Origin of the sequence: uncultured Caballeronia sp., from assembly GCF_964243625.1 — a bacterium.
Lineage (GTDB): Bacteria > Pseudomonadota > Gammaproteobacteria > Burkholderiales > Burkholderiaceae > Caballeronia.
The window spans coordinates 1-6,314 of record NZ_CAXTGZ010000364.1; the positions used below are offsets into that span (position 1 = coordinate 1).

The window sequence follows — 6,314 nt, forward strand, 5'->3', positions numbered from 1 at the left end:
CAACGGCCGATGGGTTGATCGGCTGGTTCTGCCGTACGGGTGAGCTCGGACCGGTGGTGCAGGACCTGTCGGTGGCATCGATCAACAGTGCGCTCGATCAGGTCTTCGAACCGCGCCCGCAAGCGGCGGCACGTGCGCCGCATCTGCTCGAACGCAACACCCTGAGCGAGTTCAAGCAGACGCTGCGGCAAGCTATCGCCTGACCGCCTCAAACGCCTTCGGTGCCGTCCACTGCAACACTTCTTGCACGGATGCGCGCCGGGTCCGCCGGGTCTTTGCCCAGCCATTCACGCACCCAGCGTGCGCACGGTTCCTCGATGCGCCGCGCCGTGATTCTCGCGCCAACGTAAGCCAGGGCCGTTGCCGCGATCATCGATACCGCGAAGACAAGAACTGCATGATCCTCGGCGAAGTCATCCACGGCGTCGAGCCTCACAACGGCCCGCACGGCAAGTATGGCGACGAAGTGCCATACGTAGATGCCGAAGCTGTATTTCCCGAGCATCACGGTCGCCGGCGCTTTCAACAATCGGAATGGAACGCGCGTCAGCAACAGCATCAAGGCGGCGGTCGCAAGAGCAGCGAACGTCGGCGCGACGCCGTGTGCCAGACCGCGTCCTGTCCCCGCGAGGAACAATGCAACCAATGCGGCGAGCCCGCCTGCCGCAAGCCTCGCGCAAGCACGTGAGGACAGTTGGCGGTCGCCGACAAGATAATCCTTCGCCAGCCGCCAGACCCAGAATCCGATGATGAAACACGGCAACTGCATGGGCGGCCAGAAGTAGAAGAACTCGTTGTTCACCACGCGGCACGCAGGACCGCCATCGCATGCGCCGAAGTACCAGCACGACAGCGCGAACAGCGCCGTCGCCAGCGAAACCATGATCAATCCACGCAGCGTGCGGCAAACGAATACGAGCGCCGGCGCGATCATGTAGAAGAACATCTCCACGCCAATGGACCACCCGCCCGGCACCACGCTGTCCGTTGCCGACGGAAACCATGCGTGGATGAAAAGCACGTTCAGGAAGACATCGGAGAGATCGTGCGGCGTTTGTATATGGCCATGCACGAAGTGCAGCGCGAACTCGATGCTGGTGTAACCGAGGATCGCGAGGTGATAAAGCGGCGCGATGCGCGCAATACGCTTCACATAGAAGTTGCGCAGCACTTCACGCGTTGCCCCGAGACGTTGCGCGTCATGTTCTATCGATGAAAAAATCGTGATCGCGCTGATCACGAAGAAACATTGGACACCGTACTGTCCGAGATTGGCGAGCGTATCGAGCCACACGGGACTCGTCACCATCCAGGGCGCGAGATGAACCGCAATCACGCCGATGACGGCAAGCGTGCGGCCGGCATCGAGCGCTGCAATGCGAGCGGGCGATGTCATCGGCAGGTCCTCGCGGCGTTTGCGCAACAGTAATGAAGTGCTTGCATGGTCGGCGTCGGGCAACAGGTTGGCGCGGCACGGACACAGCGCCCGTGCTGTTCGGACTATCGGAAAAACGGAGAGAGGAAACCGCTTGGCGCTGCTGCTTGCCAGGCGGTTTCAGTCGATACGCTCAGGACACGTGAGTGCTCACCACGGGCACTTCCATTTCGCCCTTGCGCTGTTTGGCGGGGAACAAGGCATCGCGGATCTTGAGGAACGGGAACTCGACCGCACGCGTGGTCACGTAGCCGATCACGATTGCAATGCAGAACTGCGCAGCCAGTACGACGAACCACGCGGCAAGCGGCGGAACGTGCATGGCCGCGGTCTTGCGGATGAGGATGTCGGCGGGCGCAAGCGCCAGCGAATGCCAGAGATAGATGCCATACGAATACACGCCGATCCATGCAATCCCGCGATACAGCAGCGAGTCGCGAATGCCCTTTGAGTATTCGATCGCAAGCACGATGGCAGCGGTGAAACCAATCGCCTGGATGGTGAAGCCGATACTTTCATCGAGCGCAATGTGCGTTGTTCCCAGCACGAGCCATGCAACCAGCACGGCGACCATGCTGAGGAGCAGCCATTTTTTATCGGCGAATTTCTTGTAGACGTCCGGCTTCATCCAGTAGAACGCGGCGAGGATCACGCCGAACAACAAGCTGTCTATGCGGTACTGCGTCTGGAAGAACGCAGCATCGACATCCCCGTTCGATACCACCGCGCAACGCGCCAGCAACACGATCCCGCAAATGGACAGCAACGTGCCGATGATCGCATTCACACCCACCTTGAAGCGCACGAAAATGAGCAGCAATGCCGGCAGGAACAGGTAGAAATGTTCTTCGACCGCAAGACTCCAGGTCTGGCTGATCGACGTCCCCAGATAGTTCTGCATGTGGGTCAGGTTCTGGAACAGGAACGTGTCCGTGGGGTGACGTCCGGCGAACACATGAAACAGGATCAGCACGTAATACGCGGGCCAGATCTTGAAGATGCGTCGAATGATGAATCGCCACGCGTCAATGCGTCCATGCTCGGAATATTGCTTGAGCAACAGGCCGCCAACGAGAAACCCGCTGAGTGTAAAAAACAGGTTCACGCCCTCGCGGCCAAAGCTCTTCAGCGGATATTCGATCGCGCTGACGAACCAGTAACCGGTCTTGACGGAATGAAAGTGAAAGCCCATCACGGCGATGATCGCAATGCCGCGGACGAAGTCGAGCTCGATCGTCCTGTTCGATGTTTGTTGTGTACGTGGTTTGCCGAACAAGCCCATGGTGATCCCCTTTGCTGCGGCGATTGCTCCGCGTTTCCGACCTGATGTTCGGTAGTTATTTCCTGACTTATGTGCCGGCTTTCATCCCGATGTGCAGGCAAAACGCCCGACGAGTCTTCCATCTGGCGGTCCCTGAATATTCGTCCCACTGACCCGGTTTCATCCGCCAACATCACGCCGTTGACGGACAGGGAGTGCGGCGTGCCGCACGCAACGGTTTCATATCGCGTTTTGAGCGCGTTGCATTGCGATACGGTGGGGAGCGCTGCGGTAACGAACGCAGGCCCTGTGTAGAGGGGTTGCATGCGGCAGCGCACTGGCCGCGCTCCGTTGATTCACGACGAAGACTAGTGCTTAACCGCCTGCGCCGATGCAGCCGATTCGGCCACTGCTATATTCGCAGCGAGCGGTTGCAGGCTGTCGTATATGTGCGCCAAAGCGGGATACCGATGCGATCGAGTGCGCCGAAGCCGGGCCGCAAGCGAATGTTCGTTCGCGCACTCATGCAGCATTCTTCCGGCGGTTTCGATGACGCTATGCGATACATGCAACGGAAGCAACACGATGGTTGCCGCATCCTTGGCCGACCAATCCGCTTTGCATCGCCCAAGCCCGAATTCATCAGCCGCGCCTTGAAGCGAAGCCTCAAAACCGAGAGTCGAAGAGAGACCCGCCATGCGCAACAAATATACGAACTTGTGGATCTGGCTGTTTCTAATCCCGCTGTCGCTCGACTACAAAGCGGCGGAAGACGCGGGAAGCCACGTGATACAGGTGCTCATGACGCTGCCGGTGCTGGCCGGGGGCCTCGTGCTCTGGCTGATTGCACCGAGCTTCACACGCCGTTCGAGGTTCCGCTCGATCATCACGGCTGCCACGATCATGACGGTGGTCGGCAGCATCGTGGCGCAAGTCCTCCAAGGCAATGACTTCGGCAACTACCTGCGTACCCTGCTGCCCTTCGGCCTGTTCCTGCTTGGTTATCTCGCTGCGTGCCGGCCATGGGAAGGCGATCGTCTTGCTGCCTTCGAAAAGGCGATCTTCTGGTCGATGGTCATTTCACTCGTTTTCAGTTTCGTGTACGGCATGGTGACGAGCGGCGGTCCGCTCGATGACGTGCGCTACCGGATCGTATCGGTGACGTTTCTTGGTTTGCAGGGTGTCATCCTGCATCAGTTCGTCGTTGCGAAACGCTTTACGAAATTCACGCTTGCAATCTTCCTCGGCACGATCCTGATCGAGTTGCTGAGCGTCACGCGAAGCCTGCTGGTCGGCACTGTCGTGCTGTTCATGTTCGCGACCTGGCTGTCGGCGCCGTCGCCGCGCCATCTGGTTCGGGCAGGCATGCGCGCGCTCATGACAGGCGTGCTGATCGCTGTGATGACGGCAGGCGCTGCATCGTTTTTCCCTGAAGTCGCCGATCACTGGACGCAGCGCATCTTTGCATCGAAAGAGACCACGTCCGGGCGCGATCCGACCACGATCACCCGCCTGGCCGAAATGAAAGACCAGTACGACCAGGTCACATCGACGCCTTCTGCGTTGATCGCGGGCAGAGGCTATGGCGCGGTGTATCACTACTCGCCTGATTACCTGCCCTACCTTGCCGGCCAGTTCTCCAAGAAGGACTTCTATGCGATCCGCGAGTTTGCCGCGGGTCACAACTTCTGGGTGTATCAACTGTTTGCCGGCGGCCTGATGTTCGGCCTCTGGATGCCGCTTGCGATCTTGTTCGCACTCGCGATCGGCGGCTTTGCATATCGCACATGGCGCCGGCGCGCACCCGACCTGCTGTACCTGCCGGTCATGGGACGCTCGCTATTGTTGCTGGCTGCATTGCCTGCGACGTCCATTGGCGGTAATCCACTCGGTCCGCGCTATTCGGGTCTCGTGTTTGGTGTTGCGCTCGGCTTGCTGGTCGCGACCTACACGCGCCTTTCATACGCAATGAAAGTACGCAACGCAGAACTCGCGGCCTCACGCGGCATGCCGAAGAAGCGCCGTCCCGGAACACCCGCACCGGCGCCTGCCGGCACGCCTGTCTCCATGCCGATGCATCCGTCGGGCCATGTGTCCGCGCTGGAAGAAAGCCGTGACGGGATGTCGCGCTTTACATCGGCATAAGGCTCACGCGGCTTTTATCAATGACACGATTCAACATCGAGCGCGCCTGGCCATGAAGATCCTGCATTTGTTATCGACTATCGACCCGCGTGCCGGAGGTCCTACCGAAGGCGTGCGTCAAAGCGGCGTCAACATGGCGGCGCTCGGTCACGAAGTGGAAGTCGTCACACTCGATGACCCCGCCGCACCATGGCTCGCTGCATTCCCGCTGACGGTGCATGCGCTGGGCCCGTCGAAGGGCAATTACGGCCTGACGCCGAACCTCGTGCCGTGGCTCAAGCAAAACGCTATGCGCTTCGATGCCGTCATCATCAACGGCTTGTGGCAATACCACAGCTATGGTGCATGGAAAGCGCTGCATGCCATGCAGGTGCCGTACTACGTGTTCCCGCATGGCATGCTGGACCCGTGGTTCAAGCGCACCTACCCGCTCAAGCATTTGAAGAAGGCGCTCTACTGGCCGTGGGCGGAATATCGCGTACTACGCGACGCGAAACGCGTGCTTTTCACGGCAGAAGAAGAACGCGTACTCGCGCGGCAATCGTTCCGTTTGTACAAGGCGAACGAAGAAGTCGTGGCATTCGGTACGAACCCGCCGCCGGCAGCATCGGCGCCGGTACGCGACGCATTCCTCGCCGCATATCCCGAGCTCAAGGAGAAGCGGCTGTTGCTGTTCCTCGGTCGCATCCATGAGAAGAAGGGATGTGATCTGCTGATCAAGGCATTCGCGCAGATCCGCGATATTGATCCGGCGGCGCATCTGGTGATGGCCGGCCCGGACGGTGGCGACTGGACCCCGACCCTGCAAAAACTTGCAGCGGAGCTTGGCATAGCGAACCGCATCACGTGGACAGGCATGCTGCTTGGCGATATGAAGTGGGGTGCATTCCAGGCGAGCGATGCATTTGTTCTGCCGTCTCATCAGGAGAACTTCGGCATAGCGGTTGCTGAGGCATTGGGCTGCGGCTTGCCGGCGCTCATCTCTGACAAGGTCAACATCTGGCGCGAGGTGGAAGCAGACGGCGCGGGTTTCGTTGCAACCGACACGGTAGAGGGAACGGTATCGAGTCTTACGCGATGGCTGGAACTCGACCTATCGCGAGCGGCCGCAATGCGTGAGCAAGCGAAAGACACGTTCCACCGCCGCTTCACGGTCGACGCCATGTCGAAGGACCTGCTGCGCGTCTTGCAGACAGGCGCAAGAGAAGACGCCGGCCCCCTCCAAAGCGTACAAACCGCATAGAGCCGCAACAATCCAAATTCTTAAGAACTTGCCCGAGACCACTGGTGGCGAAGCGTGTGGATGTAGGGGTTCGGAGGGGGAGGGGTTCAAGTGTTGGTGATAGCGGCGTCGCGCGTTCTTCTGAAGTACCAAACAGTTAAACGTGCACGCTCGGGACACTTATGTGCCCTTGGTGGGGAGGCGTTTTCTTTGCTTCGTTTCTTTTTCGCCGTTGGAAAAAGAAATGAAGT

4 protein-coding genes and 1 pseudogene are annotated in these 6,314 nt (G+C 59.5%); 3 read left to right on the top strand and 2 right to left on the bottom strand.

What is annotated here, in order from left to right; all coding sequences use genetic code 11:
• A pseudogene (locus ACFFAR_RS21750) lies at positions 1-203 on the top strand (group 1 glycosyl transferase); the annotation flags it as partial.
• 5 nt (positions 204-208) lie between these two features.
• On the opposite strand, the gene ACFFAR_RS21755 reads toward ACFFAR_RS21750, so the two are convergent.
• Together ACFFAR_RS21755 and ACFFAR_RS21760 are read right to left on the bottom strand one after the other, a co-directional pair.
• The gene (locus ACFFAR_RS21755) at positions 209-1,396 is read right to left on the bottom strand and encodes an acyltransferase family protein (protein WP_375508444.1); all 1,188 of its coding nucleotides are present in this window, start codon (positions 1,394-1,396) and stop codon (positions 209-211) included.
• 172 nt (positions 1,397-1,568) lie between these two features.
• Positions 1,569-2,717 (bottom strand): acyltransferase, encoded by a 1,149-nt coding sequence (locus ACFFAR_RS21760; protein ID WP_062167429.1) that lies wholly within the window; start codon positions 2,715-2,717, stop codon positions 1,569-1,571.
• 675 nt (positions 2,718-3,392) lie between these two features.
• Here ACFFAR_RS21760 and ACFFAR_RS21765 point away from each other — a divergent pair.
• Together ACFFAR_RS21765 and ACFFAR_RS21770 are read left to right on the top strand one after the other, a co-directional pair.
• On the top strand, positions 3,393-4,841 hold the full coding sequence (locus ACFFAR_RS21765) for a hypothetical protein (RefSeq protein WP_062167433.1): 1,449 nt from the start codon (positions 3,393-3,395) through the stop codon (positions 4,839-4,841).
• A gap of 52 nt (positions 4,842-4,893) precedes the next feature.
• Positions 4,894-6,084: a glycosyltransferase gene (locus ACFFAR_RS21770; RefSeq protein ID WP_375508445.1), complete on the top strand. Its 1,191-nt coding sequence runs from the start codon at positions 4,894-4,896 to the stop codon at positions 6,082-6,084.
• The last annotated feature ends 230 nt before the right edge of the window (positions 6,085-6,314 follow it).

Excerpts from the sequence above, each read along its gene's own strand:
- ACFFAR_RS21755 (WP_375508444.1), bottom strand. The coding sequence starts at position 1,396 with ATGACATCGCCCGCTCGCATTGCAGCGCTCGATGCCGGCCGCACGCTT.
- ACFFAR_RS21760 (WP_062167429.1), bottom strand. The coding sequence starts at position 2,717 with ATGGGCTTGTTCGGCAAACCACGTACACAACAAACATCGAACAGGACG.
- ACFFAR_RS21765 (WP_062167433.1), top strand. The coding sequence starts at position 3,393 with ATGCGCAACAAATATACGAACTTGTGGATCTGGCTGTTTCTAATCCCG.
- ACFFAR_RS21770 (WP_375508445.1), top strand. The coding sequence starts at position 4,894 with ATGAAGATCCTGCATTTGTTATCGACTATCGACCCGCGTGCCGGAGGT.